Origin of the sequence: Vibrio sp. 947 (assembly GCF_033339115.1) — a bacterium.
GTDB lineage: Bacteria > Pseudomonadota > Gammaproteobacteria > Enterobacterales > Vibrionaceae > Vibrio > Vibrio alginolyticus.
This window is the reverse complement of record NZ_JAWOTX010000006.1, coordinates 1-15,914: the sequence shown is the minus strand read 5'-3', so window position 1 is coordinate 15,914 and position 15,914 is coordinate 1. Positions and strand designations below refer to the sequence as shown.

Here is a 15,914-nt window from a genome sequence, read left to right as displayed (position 1 = left end):
GCAAAAATGACATAGATCTCATATAAACGTAGGTTACTATGTTCTTTTTAACCTAATTACTTTCGGTGTAAAACATGAATAAATGTCCTGCGATCATCGGTATTGTATTTGATGAAAAGAGTTTGAAAGCTATCGATAGAATAAATGAATTACATGAATTAGAGAGATCGGCCAAAGTATTTATTAGCTTGGGTAACCTTTGGAGTATTTTTGGAGGAAACTCCCTGAAGGGGACAGCGAGTAGTGGCCTATCTAAAGCAATTACTGCTATTCCCGCCAAACCAGGATGGGAAACCGCTAAAAATGTTAGCATTGGATTAGGAAGAGGAATTTCTTCTGATGCAAGCCAAACTGCTTGGAGTATATCACAAGCTAATTGGGAGTATTACTTCAAATCATATAGTGCCTTAGATCAGATCAAGCTGAGAGAAATCGAAAAAATCGCCACTTTCCAAGCACTTGATCATGTACACGATAGCAAGCAATATAGATTTTGGAAAGCGATCTCAGATGGATGTAAAATATGAACAAGAACGCTGTAATAATACTCTTATCATTTTTCTCAAGTGTCGCTTTAGCAAATGCAAAATTTGAAGACAGTTTATTTAAAAATGTAAGCCAATCTATTGATAATTATGGTGCTAAGATAAAGCAGTGTGAGTCTATGGCAAAACAGAATACGCCTGACAAAAAAACCCTAGAGTATTCAAAGAACCATATAGAAGCATTAACTCCTGTTCTGCCTTTTTTAAGCGAAAAAGCTTTTGAAGCTTGTGTCTTAAAAGAGAAACAAGAACTAGCATATTACTTATTAATAGCAAAAAATAACGCTTCAAGAACCTCAACATTAAAGCTTGTAGAATCGACTGAAAGCCTTACTTTTCATATCGAACCTACATCTATAGAAAAGTTTGAAACACTGAGCAAGGTACATCAAGAATATATAGAGAAAAGCCCCTTTTTCTCCCGACCATTTGATGCGTTAGCCTTTTATGAAAAACTCATGCAGTAAATAGCCTTTATGACTTTAGACAAAAAAAATACCCGAGACTGAGCTCGGGTATTTAATAAAAATGTTCGCTATGAGTCCTGCGTCGATTCTACTTTGCGTAGCTGAGATAGATACTTAACCCAACTTTTTGCCTGATTCGATGGCTTAATCTCATTCGCTCTTTTGGCATTAGCGAGCGCATCGTCAAACCGCTTAAGTTTGTAGTAAGCGCGAGTTTTGATAAGTGCAACATCCGCTTTACGACCTCTGACCTTATCGAGCGCGGCAATGGCATCTTTATAATGGCCTTCTTGCACCAACAGTTGAGAATAGTTCCAGTAATACTGCCTATCTAGCTGAGCTGCAATACGCCAGCTATCAATAGACTCTTCCCACTCTTTTGCCATTTGCCAATACGTTGCTTGCTGAGCTTTTAGCTTACTATTCGAGTTTACATCCTCTAGCTCGTTCATCACCAACGCAGCTCTCTCAGGAATACCTCGTTTCGCGTACAATTGTGCCAGCAGCTTTAAGTCATCTTGGCTAAGTTGTAACCCTTTCAGTTTTGCCAACGCCAAAGAGTCTAGGGCACGTTTGTTGTCATCAACCCGTAGGTATAGAGCAACAAGCTGACGCCACCATTCAATTCGTTCAGGTTCAATCACGATTAAGCGTTTGATGGTCGAGATTGCCGGCTTCCACTTTTTCAGTTCTAGCTCAGCAGAAAGCTTTATCGACAACGCGCCAAGCTTGTCTGGCTGACCAAACTTCTCATAACGAGCCATTGCTGAAAGCACTTTTTGCCACTGACTCAGTTGATAATGAGATTGGGAAATACGCAGCCATAGTTCATGCGCTTTTTGACCTTTAGGAATGTTTTTGCTCAAGGCATAGTAATGAGGTAAAGCCTTAGAAAAACGTTGCTCGTTCAGCAGTATATCAGCCAACATTTTTCGGGTTTGCCATGCTTGCTCATCTTGTAGCAAACCACTATTGACTGCCAACTCAAGTTGCTTAATCGCCGCTTGAGTTTGCTCGTTCTGCCAGTAAAAAATACCCAACATTCGAGCGACATAAGCTTGGTCATATCCACGAGAAAGCTCCATAGCTTCAAGAGATGAAATCGCTTCTTTTAGTTTCTCCTCTTGAGCCAAGTTGTGTGCTCGTTGAACTCTCGCTGCGGTGTATTGGCTTAACTCACTGGCAATGGTTGAGAGTGCACTCAGGCTTAATACCGTACCGATTAAGAATTTTTTCATCATTTGGCTAACTTGAACTCCACTTTAGCGGTTTGTCCGAACTGCTCAATTGACACACCATCCTCAACTTTTGGCTGATACTTCCATTTTTTAAGCGCACGGATTGCTTCCCTTTCAAACATGCGCTCGGGCTCAGCCTCGATCACTTCAATATCTTTTGGTCGTCCAGTTGCATCGATCGTGAAACGCATAATGACATAACCTTCCACTCTACGTTTCAGCGCCTTACTTGGATAGCGAGGATCAACACGATACAACGGCAGTGCTTGCTGGTTGCCCATTGTTCCCTTCAAGTTTGGGGCGCTAATCGCGATGCCTTCAAGGGCTGTGTTTAAACCTAAAGCACTGACTGGCGTCATCTGACTCATTGGTTCCATTTGAGTGTCAGCTTGAGACAGATCCATTGGCTCCGGCGCTTGAGGTGGTTCTGGTTGCTCCGGCACTGAACGTTGACGACGCTGCACGTCTGCTTCATTCTCTACCATCACCATATCAAAACGAACGGCTTCTGAAGCTTCTGGTGCACGCTGGTTGCCTTTATCAACCATCCACGCCATAAAGCTAAACAAGCTCACAGAAATTAACAGTGATGCTGGTAGTGCAAGTAACAGCCTGCCCATTAAGGTTTCTCCGCCGCCAATGCAATGTTCTTCACACCCGCCGCCTTTGCAGCGTCCATCACTTTCACGACAGTGCCATTGTAAGCATGCTCGTCAGCTTGGATAACTAACGAGGCATCAGGCTGATCAAGTAACAGGTGCTCAATAGAGGCCTCAACACGCTCAATATCAACCACTCGTTTGTCGATGTACACATCATTCGCTGCCGTTACTGCAATAAAAATACCCGCGTCTTTTTGGCTTACTACATTAGAAGCCTGAGGGCGATTCACTTCTACACCGGATTCACGTACAAACGAACTGGTCACAATGAAGAAGATCAACATGATGAAGACGATATCAAGCATCGAGGTTAAATCGACTTGAGCTTCATCTTGTTGGTTAGGTCTGCGTCCGAGTCTCACTTTTGACTCCTTAAAGATTGTTCTAACTGGATAGCTTTTCGTTCACACACTTTGCTAAGGCGAGCATGAATAAACATGCCCGCAAGCGCTGCTACCATACCTGCCATGGTTGGCAGCGTAGCAAGTGAGATACCAGAAGCCATCAATTTCGGATTGCTGCTGCCTTGCGATGCCATTACGTCAAACACCGTAATCATGCCTGTCACCGTCCCTAACAACCCTAGCATTGGGCAAACCGCCACAAGTAGCTTAATAGTCGATAGGTTTTGGCGCAGTTCGATTTGCGCTTTTGCAATCCATCCTTCACGGATTTGATGCGCGTACCAAGAGTGGTGCTCTGATCTTGCTTGCCACTGCTCACAAAGCTGTTTTTTTACCCCAGGGAAAACCGTTGTGAGATAAATAACTCGCTCCATAACCAACAGCCAGCACACCGCCACGACGGCGGCCAACCACCATAGGATTTGACCACCTTGCTGCATAAAGCTCATCAAGGTTGTGGCCCAATCCTCACTGATCAAACCCAATGTGCTGAGTAGGATCTGCTCCATTACGCTGCGTTCTCCGCTAAGGTGTTAGAATGGCTTTTGTTACTCGGCATATCACGCTCAGCTTGTTCTGCAACTAAACCGATGCCTTGTTTTTCTAAGATACTGCGAATATTTTCTGCTTGAGAGCTCAATACGTTGTGCGCTAATAGCAAAGGCATGGCTGAAACAAGGCCAAGTACGGTAGTCACAAGTGCCATCGAAATGCCACCCGCCATTACTTTCGGATCACCATTACCAAATTGAGTGATGACTTGGAAGGTTTCGATCATACCCGTTACCGTGCCTAGTAGGCCAAGCATAGGAGCTAGAGCAGCAAGAAGCTTAAGCATCGACAACCCTTTTTCTAGGTGGGTTTGCTCATCAACAACGGCTTCCAAAAGACGTAGTTCTAACGCTTCTACGCTGCGATGCTTGTCTTTCTGGTATACCGCAAGCACGCGACCCAAAGGGTTGTTTCCTGGCTGCGCTGGGGTTTTCAGTTGCTTCATGATTTTCTGACGCGAAATCATCAGTGATGCACCACGTACGAGCGCAATCAATAGGCCGATAGCCAATAAGCCAAGGATGATTTTGCCGACAACGCCACCCGCATTTAGGCGATCAGCCAAAGTCGGTGAGTTTGCAAGCTGTTCAAGAAGAATGCCACGTGACGGATCAATGACAAGTGCATCAATGTCACCAGAGGAAATAGTATTCGCTGTTGGACCGTTCTCAGGCTGACGAAGATAGTTTACCGCGTCTCCGCGTTGACCATTCCACTTAACGTAGCCAGTCTCATCCAGCAGCGCCATAGAACCAAGACGAACACCATTAACCGTTTGTTCACTACCTTCGCCATTTAGCAGTGTGAAAGAGACGTTTGCCATTTCACCGCTTGCTTTGATTTGCTCTTCCATGCTGCGCCACATCGCCTGAAGTTGGGTCAACGTTGGCAGTGATTTAGCCGCAACAATAGCATCGATATCTTTCTGATATGAGTTTGCATCTACACCGGTTACTGAGCTTTTTAGCTCAGACTCTAGCTCTTTTGCGTTCTGGCGAACGACGCCAAATAACTCACCTAGGCTCCCGGTTTCTAGACGCAACTTTTCTTCTAGCTGTGCCAGTTCTGCTTCATTTTCACCGAAGGTAACACTTAATGAGTCCGCTTCTGCTTGAAGAGCAGCCCGCTCTGCCACCAATTTATTCTTTATAGCCTGTAGCTCTTGCTCTGTTTGCTTAAAACCTGATTCACGCGCGACATTGTGCGATTGCTGTTGACGATTTTCTTGCTGCGCCTTTTGTAACAACGCATCACTAGCAACAGTTGTATGAGGCATTAATGCGGCTGTCGAGATTAGTGCAACCGATAACCATTTTTTCATCATTTATTTGCCCTCCGCAGCGGTTAACGACACTGGCAGAGTTAACATACTCGGCGCGATCTGTTTATTCGCCATAGCGAACGCTTTATCTAGCTCTGATTTTTGCTCAGAACCCACTTGTTGCCATGCTTGTTGTTGCTGTGACCAGCTCCAGAATGTCTCACCAGATAAGCTACGTGCTACCAAAGACAAACGCCCTAAATAGAGAATGTCCGCCTCCACAGCTTCATTGTCACCCAGGTTAATCTTGCCTTGGTAAACGCCAAGCTTGGTGCCGTAATCCATTTCAATTTGGTACGCTTCTAAAATACGACGAAACTTCTCTGCATCCGCAACGTCTGCACGCGTCATCATGGAATCCAGCTTTGCAATTCGTTCCTCACGTTGCGCTTTGCGTATAGGTTTGTCGTTAGCAACGAGCGCTTTTAAGCCTTCAAGCATGTGATACATCAAAGGCACGACACCTTGACGAGTTTGAGCAATCTGCTCAATTTGCTCGTTCAAGCTATCAACTTCTTGATTTTGGCTCTCAACAAGGCTTGCAAGATGATCGCGATAAATCTTCAAGTTACCGACTTCCTCTTGCAGCTGCTCAATTTCAGCTTCTAGAGTAAGTGATTTTTCTGCGCTTGCATCAATACGTTTTTGGCTTACCGCCGACGACTGGTTTGTTTTACTCTGCACAGCTTGTGCATCGTTTAAGTTCGCCGCGTGAACGGGAATCAAAACCGATGATATCAACAGAGCGATACTTGATTTCATTAGATTCATACGAGTTATATTTCTGTGTTCCAAAAACGACCAAAGGGGAAGACTACCCTTCCCCTTTAATAATCAAATTGTTATCAGTACTTGAACTGGATTGTTGCCATGTAGTTGCGGCTTTCTCCAACCACAACCCCACTCGCACCTTTTTGCTCGCCATTCGTGCTACCACCACCTGCGAAGTAGTCGGTATCGAATAAATTCTCGACATTGAATCGAGCAATGATATCCAAGTTTTCATCGTACTTATGTTTGTATGACACGCCCATATCAACGCGAGCGTAGCCATCTTTCTTGAAGGTGTTCTTTGCATCACCGTAGCGATCACCTTCATAAATCAAACCAAGGTTTAAGTTAGTGTTGTCTTGAACCTTGTAGCTAGACCATAGACTTGCCGAGAACTCTGGCACGTCTACAGGGCGGTTACCTTCATATCTTTCTGCCTTCTTAAGCTCTGCATCCAAATACATTGCAGAAGCGGTTAGCGACAACTCTGGGGTCACAAAACCTTGAGCCATTAACTCAGCGCCTTTATGAACTTGCTCACCACCTTGCGTTTTCTTGTGTAGGAGATTGCCGCCCGCGTCTTTGCCGCTTTCAACATCCAGCGAGATGTTCTCTAACGTGATATCAAACACAGCACCAGATACAAATAAACGCTGATCAAACAGTTCCCACTTCGTACCGATTTCATAAGAGATACCACGCTCAGCGTCGAGTTTCTCACCTTCATTGATGTAGGTACGACTACCGTTGCTGACTTCACCTTGAGGCATGAAGCTTTCAGAATACTGAACGTAAACCGAGCCATTCGTCGATGGGTGGAATATCACACCTAACTTTGGAGAAACTTGGTTTTCGGTCAGTTCATCATCGCGCTTTTCGTCATAACGAACACCTGCAAGCACTTGCCAGTAATCATTAATCGTCATCATATTTTGCGCGTAGATACCCCAAGTATCGTACTCAGCTGTTGGTGATTTCCTCGAACTACTATAGCTAGGCTTAGGCACCGTTTCTCCTGGCGCAATACTCGCCTCATTATGAAATGCCATAAAGCGATCATAACTGTAATCCAAGTAGTTAGCGCCCACTAACAACGTGTTTTCCGTACCGAACAAAGTAAAGTCCGTCGTCACATCTATATATGCAGTATCAAATACCCAATTATCGGAGCGATCGTTGCCTCGATGCTTAATCGTATTTAACTCTTCATACTGATCAAACTTAGGGTAAGACTCTACATCAAAACGCTTAAAGTCTTGGCGGTTGTAACCTGCTTTTACGTTCACGTTATCCGTGACTTGCGCATTAATATCGACACCGTAGTTTTCTACTTCGTTATCAATTTCAGACCACTGCGCATCCCAAATGTACTTATCACCGCGAACCGCTTTGCCATCAACAATGTATGCGCCAGAGTCTACGCTACCATCGTCTTTCGTGCGATCGTAATGCGCTGACACCATAAAGTTGTCGGTGATGTCGTACTCAACCACTAGGCCCGCTACCGTACGATCCGTTTCTGGCTCTGTACCATCGCCGTATCTGCGCCAAGAGCCGTAGCTTTCTTTGGCAAAAATTGCGCGCGCACGCAGTGTCTCTGCATCATTTAGCGCGCCACTCACATCAAGCACAGTGCGTGAGTGATCATTCGAACCTAGATCTTGACTCAAACTTGCTTGTGTTTGAGTTGTTGGTTTTTTCGAAACCATGTTTACCAAACCACCCGGCTCAGATTTACCGTATAGCAGACCTGATGGACCTTTAAGCACTTCAACACGCTCTAAAAGCTCAATTGGCTGACGGTAGTGTGACCAGTGTTGACGACCATCACGAAGAAAACCGTCTGAACTGCTAAGTTCAAAACCACGTAGAGAGAAACGTTCGCGGTTACGGCTTGTACCACCCGCGCTAACACTTGCATCGTTACGTAGCACTTCACCAAGTGTACTTGCACGCTGCTCATCAATTACCGTTTCATCGATAACCGCTACTTGTCCCGGCGTTTCCAGCTGCGTCATTTCCATGCGCATTGCTGTACTGTTTGTATCTGCCTTGTAGCCGAACTCTCGACCTTCTACAACTACATGTTCGTCTGTTTGAACTTCCGCCACTGCAGGTGTTGCTAACACTGCACCGATCACTAACGCCAAATGGCTCTTAGTAAACATATCCTTTCACTCCGATTATTATTTTTCGGGTCACATACTTGTTGAATGCGATTCCCTCTTAATTATTTCGCGGGTGAATATAAGTGATAAGTATTACCATTTGCATTAAATTTACATTCTTTGCATTTGCAAACTTTTGTAAAGTACTCTCTGATGATGCGCTATTATAATGTGACTTTAGTCACAAAAATTACGACTTAATCATACTTATTGCTTGAACACTAAAGTAACCCTCAGACCACCTTGCTCACGGTTTTTCGCCGTAACTGCTCCACCCATAATACGCATGGATTCTTTGACAATCGCAAGACCTAAACCGTAGCCACCAAGCTTTTTATCTCTAGAAGCATCTAAGCGTGTAAACGGATCAAAAATATCGACCAGCTTGTTCTCTGGAATACCAGGCCCATCATCAGATACTGACATGGTGGTGAACTGCTGCCCTTCTTTGACATAATTTTCCAGAGAAACTTCTATCTGAGCTGCTTGTCCTGAATATTTAATGGCATTACCAATAAGATTGTTCAAACAACGAATGACGAGCGTTTCTTCACAAAAAGCTTTAGCACATACAGCTTCTGAGCGGAAAGACAACGTCTGTTCTGACTTCAAATCTATTTTGCAACGCTCTACTTGCGGGGAGAGCAAAACTTCTAAATCACAGCGTTTCGTGGCTTTGTCGAAGCGCGCATTTTCCAAGCGACTGAACTCCAATATATCGCTGATCAAATGGTTCAGCTCTTTTGCTTCATCTTCTAGCCTTGTCACTAGGCTTTGCTCACTTTCTCCAACACGCTTTCGCAAAAGATGCAGAACCAAGTTCTGCCTCGCTAACGGCGTTCTCAATTCGTGAGAGACATCTCTTATAAGCAGTCGCTGCTTTTCAGCGAGAGAATGAATCTGTTGCGTCATGTGATCGAAATCTTGCGCTAACTCGTTAAACTCACGCGTGCTCGACTTCAGCTCTTTCACGACACTAACATTAAAATCGCCATTAGATAGCTTTTTGCTTGCTTCTCTCAATCGATCCAATGGTTGCTGTAAGTTACGTGCCATTAGCAGCGAAAAGAGCGCCAAAATAACCACTGCAATCACGACTTTGAGAATAGAGAAATACAGAATGAAGTCATTTGCAGGGTGCAGTCGATGTGGCAACTGAATCACTAAAGTATTGCCATGAACTAAAGGAATATTGATGATGGGGCGATTCACTTTCCCCTCAAGTTGATCATCGATGCTTCTCTTAAATTGAAGTTTGAACTCGAAGTGCGGATGCATCAGACGGTGCGTAACTGGTTGCTGATGTTCATTCAACACAAATAAATAAAAGTTTTGCGCATTTGCCCAGTCAGCAAGTTCGTCCATGTCTCCGTGCTCAATCAATACGTTAGCTTGATGTGCAAGGTCTAGCATTTCTTCTCGCACACTATCGGGCACTTTCAACATGGCTTTCACCAGAGCTTGTTCCGCTAAGGATTGCACGACCAAAATGCTAATGACAATTGCGGTCATGCAACTAAATAACTTGAACGCTAAGCTGTCTTTACGTTTTGCAATAAAAGGTGGACACCGGAGCTTCATTAACAGTTTACAGCCTCTAAATAACTGTAACCTTTGCCACGGAAGGTTTTGATATGTTGCTTGGAAAGCCCCGCTTCAACTAACTTGCGACGTATGTTACTGATGTGCATATCAAGGTTGCGATCAAAAGGACTCAGCTCTTTCTTTAACACTTCAGTTTGAAGCTCTGCTTTTGAAATCACGACTCCTTGGTTTTTTACCAAGTAGCTCAATAGTTCAGCTTCCGTACTTGTGAGGGGTAAGCTATTAAGCTGGTCACTGATCGTTTGAACGGTACTACACATCGTCTGACGTTGACGTTCCAAGCCAACACGACGAAGAATCGCTTTGATGCGCATTAGAAGCTCAGCGACATTAAAGGGCTTTCCGATATACTGATCGGCCCCCGCTTGGTAACCATCAAGCATCGAGTTTTCATCGTTGAGAGCGGTAAGCATTAGGATAGGTGTCGCGAAGCGCTGACAGATCCTACGAGCAACTTGCATACCGTTAAGGTTTGGTAACATGACATCAAGCAATACAAGATCTACAGGCGTTTTTTCCATATATTGCAGCGCACTTTCACCGCAATGTACAGAAGAGACGATGTAGCCCTCCTCTTGCAAAACCGCTTCTAACAGCTCACACAAAGGAACGTCATCATCGACTATCAAAACTCGTGACATTACCACTCACCATTCAAATAAAAATGGTTCGCATTTTATTACTCATTTACCAATTAAACAACTAACACTCTAATGCTTTAAGTCCACAGGACTCAGTCCAAGAAGCAGCAACGTGCCATTAGAGTTTAATGTTCACTTTTACTAAAGGTTCCTAACAATATGCACCTAGATATATCTTCATAGAAAAAACGAGTACAATCTGGCAACCGCAAAGCAAAAGATAAAGCGAATGGAAACGTTATTAATTGGTCACCGTGGCGTGGCAGGTTCATACCCTGAGAATACAAAAATAAGCATTCAGGCAGCCATTGACCTGGGGTTGAAGTGGGTGGAAGTGGATATACAGCCTACCAAAGATAATGTTTTAGTGGTTTGCCATGATCATACCGTCAATCGATGCAGCAATGGACAAGGGCGTGTTGATGAGCTCACCCTGGAAGACTTAAAAGCATTAGATTTCGGTAGTTGGTTTAGCACAGACTTTTCAGGCGAGAAGATCGTGACACTAGATGAACTGCTCACTTTAGCTACTGAGAATAAGCTTAACTTGAATATCGAAGTTAAAGTAGACAACCATCCAGCGGAAGAAGTGGCGCAGACTCTCGCCAATGCGTTAACAAAAAGTCCAATGCCGCAAGAGAATGTACTCCTATCGAGCTTTAGTCATGACGTCATTAGAGCGATGCACAAATACTGCAGTGGCTACCGATTGGGTGTGTTAAGTGAATTCTTTACGAGAAAAGATAAACGCCTTTTGGAAGAAGTTAGTGCCTATAGCTGCAACCTAAATATTAACTGGGTTCGTACTCGCCAGATAAACAAACTCCAACAAGCCGGTTACAAAGTGATGTGCTATACGGTGAACAATCCAAATAAACTGAAATACCTACCTCAATTAGACGGTATTTTTAGTGATCATCCACAGCGCTTTATGCCATAGCCTATAAGAGCCAGAACATTAAAGGGGACCTTTTATTACCACTCAATCTGAATTGGTGTCCCCATCTCGACAAGCTGGATAAATTCGTCCATCTCCTCGTTGGTAATCGCAATACACCCATTAGTCCAATCAAAACTTTGGATGTAAATCGGCAACTGACTCTCACCGTTTTTTAAGCCATGAATTTTGATGTTCCCTCCAGGGGACACACCTCGGCGCTTCGCTTCCAACGTATCAATCGCATCAGGGTAACTGATATGCACAGAACGATAAAAAGCAGAGTCCTCTATAACATAATCTAGAGTGTATTCGCCCTCTGGCGTGCGATTGTCTCCCTCTTCTTGTTTATGTCCTTGCGGGTTCGCTCCTAAAGCAATTCGGTATTCTTTTAGCACTGCTCCTTGTTCCATCAAATACATTCGACGCTTAGACTTGTCGACTTTAACAAGGTCAACAGCTGCGTGAGTGCCCGAAGCAAACACACAACACAAGAACATAGAGAACCATTTTACTGACATTGTCGTAACGCCTAAGCTAATAAAGTGAACAAGAAAAGAGCGATAATGCTAGTCAGTTAATGCTCGTAAAGCAAACAGTATCTAATGCGGAACCGTAAGATAGCACTCGCTGAAAGGCGTACTTCTTGTTGTTGTTTGATACAACAAAAGTCAAAGAGAAGATTTCTCTATTCATTGCGGCTAAGTTGCATTACTTTATAAGCATATTTATTTATAAAGTCCGTACTTTTTGAGAGGGAACCATGATTAACATTGCTTTTTTTAGTGCAAAATCCTACGACGAAGCCTCTTTTAATAAAATTAAAAATAACCGCGATTTTGAATTTCACTATCACGACTTCCGACTAACCGAAAAAACAGCCAAGATGGCGCACGGCAGTGATGTCGTATGTGCGTTCGTTAATGATGATCTTTCAGCTCCCGTTCTTAAACAGCTTTCTCTAGGCGGGACCAAGCTTATTGCTATGCGCTGCGCGGGATTTGATAAAGTTGATCAACAAGCAGCCAAAGAACTAGGCTTACAAGTGGTTCGAGTTCCAGCTTACTCACCAGAAGCAGTGGCAGAGCACACGGTTGGTTTAATGATGTGCCTAAACCGCCGTCTTCACAAGGCCTACCAACGGACACGTGACGCCAACTTCTCGCTAGAAGGTCTTGTTGGCTTTAACTTTTTCGGAAAAACCGTTGGTGTTATTGGTACGGGTAAGATTGGTATCGCGACGATGCGTATCTTCAAAGGGCTTGGCATGGAACTGCTTTGCTACGACCCCTACGAAAATCCATTAGCACTAGAAATAGGAGCCCGTTACTGTTCGCTTGAAGAAATCTACGCTAATGCGGATGTTATCTCTCTCCATTGTCCAATGAGTGAAGAAAACTATCACTTATTGAACGAAAAAGCCTTCGCGCAAATGAAAGATGGTGTAATGATCATTAACACCAGTCGAGGCGAGTTGCTAGATTCACTAGCGGCGATAGAAGCGTTGAAACAAGGTAAGATTGGTGCGCTTGGCCTAGACGTGTATGACAATGAAAAAGACTTATTCTTCCAAGATAAATCTAACGATGTCATTGTAGATGATGTTTTCCGCCGTTTATCGGCTTGTCATAACGTGCTGTTTACTGGCCACCAAGCATTCTTGACTCACGAAGCACTTAATAATATTGCCTCTGTGACGCTTGATAACGTCGAAGCCTTTTTCTCTGGTAACGTATCGGGCAATGAACTGATTAACTAAAGCCAGACAATCGAGAAGTATAGTAGAGCGTGTGATCTCAGCTATGCTATACTTCTCGACTATTTAAAATTTGAGCCAAATTACCATGAGCATAAAAACTGATATTCAAAAGCTGCACAACCGTTTAGATACATGCCAACGTAAACTTGATGCGGCACGTTCTCGTGGTGATCACGAAATGATTACAAAGTTCACGGATGAAGTAGAACAGCTTACCAAAAAGCTTAACCAGTTAAAGCACAAGCAAAACTATGAGCTGAACAAAGAACGTAAAAGCTTACTTGATATGCCTTTCTCTCGTGAAATCACCAAAGCAGAACAAGCGGACATCGGCAAACTGAAAAAACGCGTACGCGGCTTAGTAATCGTTCACCCATTAACAAAAGTTGGTAAAGAACTTCGCCTTGATGTGATGACAGGCTTTGCGCCAAAAGAGTTTTAAAACTCGCATTAACATTTATGGAGCCCAAGCATTTGCTTGGGCTTTTTATTTTGTACTGCTTCATTAAATTTCATCGAAATATCAACCCATAAGCTCTTAAAAAGGCCAGCGACAAAAGCCACTGACCAAATTCAAAATGCCAGTCTGCATTACTCGCCTACGACAGTTGCTGCAACTTGTGCTCCACAACGGGGTCATTCGGAACTAACTGCTGAGCCACTTCCAAAAGTTGTACTGCATCTTGCGGATTGTCATGCTCATGCTTCATCGCAATATCAACAAGTGGCTGAATATCGATTTGCGCTTGATGCTCCTTCACATGTTCTTTCTTTTCTTCAATTAACACATTATGAGCGGTACTCAGTAAGTTCAAACGATGCTGTGAACTCGCATTCGCCTTGTTAAGGCACTGATAGTAATCTTCTTTTAATCGCAGCGTTTTAGTCTGATGACGAAACTGCGCTATATCTATCTTCTGATAACGTATAAAGTCTACAGCCACTTGCTTATAAAAACCGAATTTATTCAAATACGTCGCGTGGGTACCATGTCCCATCCCGAAGACTCTTAAGTGAGTGAGCTCTGGGTAGCGTTTGGCGTGAAGGCGGTCGATTTCATTAGTTGGATCATAAATGATGTAGCCTTTTGCATCGCCAAGGTCAAGGTCGTGATACTTTCCTTCCCAATCAAATTGTTGGGCTAGTTCAGTACTTGGCCTATCATCCCATGGCACCAAAACTTTGTTTTTTGTGCTGACCGGGTGAAACATCAATACTTGATCCAACTTTAATAGATTGGAAAAGGCACCAATAGCAAAACCACCGCGGCTAAGCCCATAACCTAAACGACATTCAAAAGGCTCAAGTAAAGTTGATAGCTGCTCTAGAAAGAAAATCAAATTACGGCTGCGAAACCAGTTACTTTTCCCAAGATGCTGAAATGAAATAATATTTACTTTTTGTTTCTGGGCTAAGCGATAGCCCCAAGGCGCAAAGTCTGAGTGTAAGTCCTGTACTTGTAGATTCGTACCAGCAGGGGAAAAGGTGAACAACAACGGTTTATTGCGGTCGACAAACTCATACTTAACAAATACATCATCAAGTAAGTCCTCCCCGGACATCGGTAGCCTGGTTTGCTGTTCTTCACGAGAAAGAGCCAGCCATTCATCCAACCAGTACAGTAACTTCATTAATCCTCCATCTAAATTGCGCCTAGCAATTGTGTTAAAAATCTAGTTTTTAGTGTGTGATCATCTCCCCCTGGTTACAGGGGACTCTGATATCAGTCCTCTTTTAAAACAAAGCGTGAATTTGCTTATTAAATTGGTCAATATCTAAGGTTTGATGGCGAACAAACTCCTGCGCCACCAGATTAAAAAATTCTAATTTATCTAATTGTGTGGATTGAGTGCCGTGTCCCATACCGACGACTTTTAAATGGGTAAGCTCTGGATAACGTTCAGCATGAAGACGATCAATGCGATTGGATGGGTCATAAATAATATAACCTTTGGCATTGCCCAAATCTCGATCATGGTAGCCGCTTTCCCAAGCAAACTGCTGAGCAAGCTCAGTACTCGGCCGATCATCCCAAGGCACTAACGCTTTATTTTTAGTGCTAACAGGATAAAACAACAAAAGATGTTCTAGTTTCAGCAAGTTAGCGAACGCGCCAATTGCAAAGCCACCTCGACTTTGCCCATAACCCAAACGACATTTGAAGGGATGAAGCAACTCAGATAGCTGATCCAGAAAGAAAATCAAATTCCGACTACGGAACCAATTACTTTGTCCTAAATGTTGAAAGGCAATAATGTTTACTTGTTGTTGTATTCCGAGCTCGTAGCCCCAAGGAGAAAAATCCGGAGTTAAATCTTGTACCTGCACATCAGTACCGGAAGGAGAAAATGTAAACAACAATGGCTTGTTAAGATCGACGAGTTCATACTTCACAAACACATCATCAAGTAAATCGTAGCCAGAGATAGGTAAAGCCATCTCTTGTTCTTGTTGAGTAAGAGCTTGCCATTCATCTAACCAGTAAAGTAGCTTCATTTTTTCTCCAAGTGCATCCGCAGTATTTAGACTGGAACTCTATCAAAATGCGTTTAAGCATCCCACGTTGAGACTTAAGAAAGCTCTATTTGAAGCCCAAATGAGACGTATGGAAATGTCTTCGATTGAAGGTATTACTGCGTAAACTAAACCCAAAGTAGGTACGCAAAAACTTGGAGAAAGAGCTAGAGAAAAATCAATTAGAAGTTTCGATAACAGCGGTTAAAAAACAGCAGATACAAAAAAACCGCTGTAAGAACAGCGGTTTTTTTAAAAGTGGCGGAGAGATAGGGATTTGAACCCTAGATACGCTATTAACGTATGCCGGTTTTCAAGACCGGTGCTTTC

The 15,914-nt window shown here is 43.5% G+C and carries 17 protein-coding genes; 5 read left to right on the top strand and 12 right to left on the bottom strand.

Annotated features, from left to right (window positions below):
• Positions 1 to 74: 74 nt before the first annotated feature.
• Both R7Q39_RS09185 and R7Q39_RS09180 read left to right on the top strand, forming a co-directional pair.
• Positions 75 to 527 (top strand): hypothetical protein, encoded by a 453-nt coding sequence (locus R7Q39_RS09185; RefSeq protein ID WP_033906230.1) that lies wholly within the window; start codon positions 75 to 77, stop codon positions 525 to 527.
• On the top strand, positions 524 to 1,012 hold the full coding sequence (locus tag R7Q39_RS09180) for a hypothetical protein (protein ID WP_064354474.1): 489 nt from the start codon (positions 524 to 526) through the stop codon (positions 1,010 to 1,012). Before R7Q39_RS09185 ends, R7Q39_RS09180 begins: the two co-directional genes overlap by 4 nt.
• A 68-nt stretch (positions 1,013 to 1,080) precedes the next feature.
• Here R7Q39_RS09180 and R7Q39_RS09175 read toward each other — a convergent pair whose 3' ends face one another.
• The 9 genes from R7Q39_RS09175 to R7Q39_RS09135 all read right to left on the bottom strand — a co-directional run bounded on the left by R7Q39_RS09175 (position 1,081) and on the right by R7Q39_RS09135 (position 10,374).
• Positions 1,081 to 2,253: a tetratricopeptide repeat protein gene (locus R7Q39_RS09175; RefSeq protein ID WP_033906228.1), complete on the bottom strand. Its 1,173-nt coding sequence runs from the start codon at positions 2,251 to 2,253 to the stop codon at positions 1,081 to 1,083.
• Positions 2,250 to 2,870 (bottom strand): energy transducer TonB, encoded by a 621-nt coding sequence (locus tag R7Q39_RS09170; RefSeq protein WP_005374256.1) that lies wholly within the window; start codon positions 2,868 to 2,870, stop codon positions 2,250 to 2,252. The genes R7Q39_RS09175 and R7Q39_RS09170 overlap by 4 nt, the downstream gene beginning before the upstream one ends.
• Positions 2,870 to 3,274 carry an ExbD/TolR family protein gene (locus R7Q39_RS09165; protein ID WP_005374257.1) on the bottom strand — a complete coding sequence of 135 codons (405 nt, stop codon included), beginning with the start codon at positions 3,272 to 3,274 and terminating at the stop codon, positions 2,870 to 2,872. The genes R7Q39_RS09170 and R7Q39_RS09165 overlap by 1 nt, the downstream gene beginning before the upstream one ends.
• Positions 3,271 to 3,825, bottom strand: a complete 555-nt coding sequence (locus tag R7Q39_RS09160; protein ID WP_017635540.1) for a MotA/TolQ/ExbB proton channel family protein — start codon at positions 3,823 to 3,825, stop codon at positions 3,271 to 3,273. Before R7Q39_RS09160 ends, R7Q39_RS09165 begins: the two co-directional genes overlap by 4 nt.
• Positions 3,825 to 5,192, bottom strand: a complete 1,368-nt coding sequence (locus R7Q39_RS09155) for a MotA/TolQ/ExbB proton channel family protein (RefSeq protein WP_318076013.1) — start codon at positions 5,190 to 5,192, stop codon at positions 3,825 to 3,827. Before R7Q39_RS09155 ends, R7Q39_RS09160 begins: the two co-directional genes overlap by 1 nt.
• Complete coding sequence (locus R7Q39_RS09150) at positions 5,193 to 5,960, bottom strand: DUF3450 domain-containing protein (RefSeq protein ID WP_318076012.1); 768 nt, start codon at positions 5,958 to 5,960, stop codon at positions 5,193 to 5,195.
• Positions 5,961 to 6,034: 74 nt separating this feature from the next.
• Positions 6,035 to 8,128, bottom strand: coding sequence for a TonB-dependent siderophore receptor (locus R7Q39_RS09145; RefSeq protein WP_042523425.1), 2,094 nt, complete (start codon positions 8,126 to 8,128; stop codon positions 6,035 to 6,037).
• Between the two features lie 207 nt (positions 8,129 to 8,335).
• Positions 8,336 to 9,709, bottom strand: a complete 1,374-nt coding sequence (locus R7Q39_RS09140) for a sensor histidine kinase (RefSeq protein WP_025768074.1) — start codon at positions 9,707 to 9,709, stop codon at positions 8,336 to 8,338.
• Entirely contained in the window at positions 9,709 to 10,374 is a 666-nt protein-coding gene (locus R7Q39_RS09135; RefSeq protein WP_017635544.1) for a response regulator transcription factor, read from the bottom strand. Before R7Q39_RS09135 ends, R7Q39_RS09140 begins: the two co-directional genes overlap by 1 nt.
• 229 nt (positions 10,375 to 10,603) lie before the next feature.
• Here R7Q39_RS09135 and R7Q39_RS09130 point away from each other — a divergent pair, with 229 nt between their 5' ends.
• Positions 10,604 to 11,314, top strand: a complete 711-nt coding sequence (locus R7Q39_RS09130; RefSeq protein WP_017819703.1) for a glycerophosphodiester phosphodiesterase family protein — start codon at positions 10,604 to 10,606, stop codon at positions 11,312 to 11,314.
• Positions 11,315 to 11,349: 35 nt separating this feature from the next.
• Here R7Q39_RS09130 and R7Q39_RS09125 read toward each other — a convergent pair whose 3' ends face one another.
• Entirely contained in the window at positions 11,350 to 11,832 is a 483-nt protein-coding gene (locus R7Q39_RS09125; protein WP_005374271.1) for a L,D-transpeptidase family protein, read from the bottom strand.
• Between the two features lie 242 nt (positions 11,833 to 12,074).
• Between R7Q39_RS09125 and R7Q39_RS09120 the strand changes: the two genes are divergently transcribed.
• Positions 12,075 to 13,070 (top strand): 2-hydroxyacid dehydrogenase, encoded by a 996-nt coding sequence (locus R7Q39_RS09120; RefSeq protein ID WP_025768075.1) that lies wholly within the window; start codon positions 12,075 to 12,077, stop codon positions 13,068 to 13,070.
• An 85-nt stretch (positions 13,071 to 13,155) separates the two neighbouring features.
• Positions 13,156 to 13,512 carry a YibL family ribosome-associated protein gene (locus R7Q39_RS09115; RefSeq protein WP_005374274.1) on the top strand — a complete coding sequence of 119 codons (357 nt, stop codon included), beginning with the start codon at positions 13,156 to 13,158 and terminating at the stop codon, positions 13,510 to 13,512.
• A 157-nt stretch (positions 13,513 to 13,669) separates the two neighbouring features.
• Here the strand turns inward: R7Q39_RS09115 and R7Q39_RS09110 are convergent, their stop codons facing one another.
• Together R7Q39_RS09110 and R7Q39_RS09105 are read right to left on the bottom strand one after the other, a co-directional pair.
• Positions 13,670 to 14,701, bottom strand: coding sequence for a hypothetical protein (locus R7Q39_RS09110; protein WP_005393521.1), 1,032 nt, complete (start codon positions 14,699 to 14,701; stop codon positions 13,670 to 13,672).
• Between the two features lie 103 nt (positions 14,702 to 14,804).
• Positions 14,805 to 15,566, bottom strand: a complete 762-nt coding sequence (locus tag R7Q39_RS09105; protein ID WP_047102845.1) for a hypothetical protein — start codon at positions 15,564 to 15,566, stop codon at positions 14,805 to 14,807.
• Between the last annotated feature and the right edge of the window lie 348 nt (positions 15,567 to 15,914).

Excerpts from the sequence above, each read along its gene's own strand:
- R7Q39_RS09185 (WP_033906230.1), top strand. The coding sequence starts at position 75 with ATGAATAAATGTCCTGCGATCATCGGTATTGTATTTGATGAAAAGAGT.
- R7Q39_RS09180 (WP_064354474.1), top strand. The coding sequence starts at position 524 with ATGAACAAGAACGCTGTAATAATACTCTTATCATTTTTCTCAAGTGTC.
- R7Q39_RS09175 (WP_033906228.1), bottom strand. The coding sequence starts at position 2,253 with ATGATGAAAAAATTCTTAATCGGTACGGTATTAAGCCTGAGTGCACTC.
- R7Q39_RS09170 (WP_005374256.1), bottom strand. The coding sequence starts at position 2,870 with ATGGGCAGGCTGTTACTTGCACTACCAGCATCACTGTTAATTTCTGTG.
- R7Q39_RS09160 (WP_017635540.1), bottom strand. The coding sequence starts at position 3,825 with ATGGAGCAGATCCTACTCAGCACATTGGGTTTGATCAGTGAGGATTGG.
- R7Q39_RS09155 (WP_318076013.1), bottom strand. The coding sequence starts at position 5,192 with ATGATGAAAAAATGGTTATCGGTTGCACTAATCTCGACAGCCGCATTA.
- R7Q39_RS09150 (WP_318076012.1), bottom strand. The coding sequence starts at position 5,960 with ATGAATCTAATGAAATCAAGTATCGCTCTGTTGATATCATCGGTTTTG.
- R7Q39_RS09145 (WP_042523425.1), bottom strand. The coding sequence starts at position 8,128 with ATGTTTACTAAGAGCCATTTGGCGTTAGTGATCGGTGCAGTGTTAGCA.
- R7Q39_RS09140 (WP_025768074.1), bottom strand. The coding sequence starts at position 9,709 with ATGAAGCTCCGGTGTCCACCTTTTATTGCAAAACGTAAAGACAGCTTA.
- R7Q39_RS09135 (WP_017635544.1), bottom strand. The coding sequence starts at position 10,374 with ATGTCACGAGTTTTGATAGTCGATGATGACGTTCCTTTGTGTGAGCTG.
- R7Q39_RS09130 (WP_017819703.1), top strand. The coding sequence starts at position 10,604 with ATGGAAACGTTATTAATTGGTCACCGTGGCGTGGCAGGTTCATACCCT.
- R7Q39_RS09125 (WP_005374271.1), bottom strand. The coding sequence starts at position 11,832 with ATGTCAGTAAAATGGTTCTCTATGTTCTTGTGTTGTGTGTTTGCTTCG.
- R7Q39_RS09120 (WP_025768075.1), top strand. The coding sequence starts at position 12,075 with ATGATTAACATTGCTTTTTTTAGTGCAAAATCCTACGACGAAGCCTCT.
- R7Q39_RS09115 (WP_005374274.1), top strand. The coding sequence starts at position 13,156 with ATGAGCATAAAAACTGATATTCAAAAGCTGCACAACCGTTTAGATACA.
- R7Q39_RS09110 (WP_005393521.1), bottom strand. The coding sequence starts at position 14,701 with ATGAAGTTACTGTACTGGTTGGATGAATGGCTGGCTCTTTCTCGTGAA.
- R7Q39_RS09105 (WP_047102845.1), bottom strand. The coding sequence starts at position 15,566 with ATGAAGCTACTTTACTGGTTAGATGAATGGCAAGCTCTTACTCAACAA.